This window comes from Novosphingobium sp. KN65.2, assembly GCF_001368935.1.
Lineage (GTDB): Bacteria > Pseudomonadota > Alphaproteobacteria > Sphingomonadales > Sphingomonadaceae > Novosphingobium > Novosphingobium mathurense.
Map to the genome: position 1 here is coordinate 1 of NZ_CCBH010000102.1, position 1,355 is coordinate 1,355.

General features: G+C 61.0%; 1 protein-coding gene. It reads left to right on the forward strand.

Going from position 1 to position 1,355, the window contains the following annotated elements:
- The first annotated feature begins 56 nt into the window (after positions 1-56).
- On the forward strand, positions 57-1,079 hold the full coding sequence (locus SPHV1_RS03940) for a ParB/RepB/Spo0J family partition protein (protein WP_044663212.1): 1,023 nt from the start codon (positions 57-59) through the stop codon (positions 1,077-1,079).
- Positions 1,080-1,355: the final 276 nt, after the last annotated feature.

The following is a 1,355-nucleotide window of genomic DNA, read 5'->3' on the forward strand; positions in this document are numbered from 1 at the left end:
GCGAAGGAAATGCGAGCGATGGCCCGCCACATTCAAGAAAAGATGGAGATTTGACGATGGCCGACAACACCGAGGACAAGAAGGCGGGCAAATCGTCCACCAAGGCCACGCAGAAGCCCGCGCAGAACGCCGGGCTAGGGTTGGAGGGGTTGGGCGACCTTTCGAGCCTCCTAGCCTCTCCTGCGGCCCCGGAGGGCGGTTCTGGCGCTCCGCTCGAATTGGAGCTGGCGCTGATTGACGAAGACCCGCACCAGCCCCGCAAGCAGTTTGACGAAAATTCGCTGGCGGAAATGGCCGAGACGATCAGGGCGCGCGGCGTGAAGACGCCTATTTCCGTTCGGCCCAACCCCAAGGTGGAGGGGCGCTATCTCATCAACCACGGCGCGCGCCGCTATCGCGCGTCCCTGTTGGCCGAGAAAGTGACAATTCCGGGCTTCATCGACCCTGATTATACCGAGGCCGATCAGGTCATTGAGAATTTGCAGCGTGACGCTCTCACGGCCCGCGAGATTGCCGACTACATCGGCCGCGAGCTGGCCAACGGGAAAAAGAAGGGCGAGATTGCCAAGGCCATCGGGAAATCCCCGGCCTTTGTCACCCAGCACGCGGCATTGCTCGATTTGCCGGAGCCGATCGCCAAGGCGTTCCAGAGCGGGCGTTGCAAGGACGTGACGTTGATCTATGACCTTGTGGGCCTCCACAAGAAGCATAGCGAGGGCGTGGCGCGCTGGCTGGCCGATGCCGATCAGGAGATTACGCGCGGATCGGTGCGGCTCTTGAAGGAGTTCCTTGAGTCCGGCTTGAGCGGCGAGGCCGAGGAGGAGGCGGGCGACGATGAGGGCAACGGCGGAGCTGGTGACGACGCCGGGGCCGAGGAGGAGAAGGAACCGAAAGAGGAAGACCCGCTAAAGCTGAAAAAGGCCATTGTGCAGGTTTCCCATAGCAAGCGCCCTGCCCGTCTGATCCTGAATAAGCGGCCCTCGCGCGATGGCGTGGCGTGGATCAAGTATGAAGACAGCGGCGAGGAAACCGAGGTCGATCTTGGGAAAGTGCAGCTTCTCGCGCTTCTTGAGGGGTAATATTTGGAGGTATCTATGGCTACCGACGATTGGCAACCTATCGAGACAGCCCCATCTGGTGTTGAAATCCTTCTCGCATGGACGACCGGCGACACATGGCGGCCATATAGCGAGGGCTGCGATTGGATATGGACTCGCGGCGAATTGACAAATGGGGAATGGTTAGACGGGCCGTGGGGGCAACCGAACTGGTGGATGGCAAATCCGCACCCTCCCCCCGACATGCGTTGAGTGACGCATAGCATCGAGTTGATGGCCCCGCGCAAGCGGGGCCTT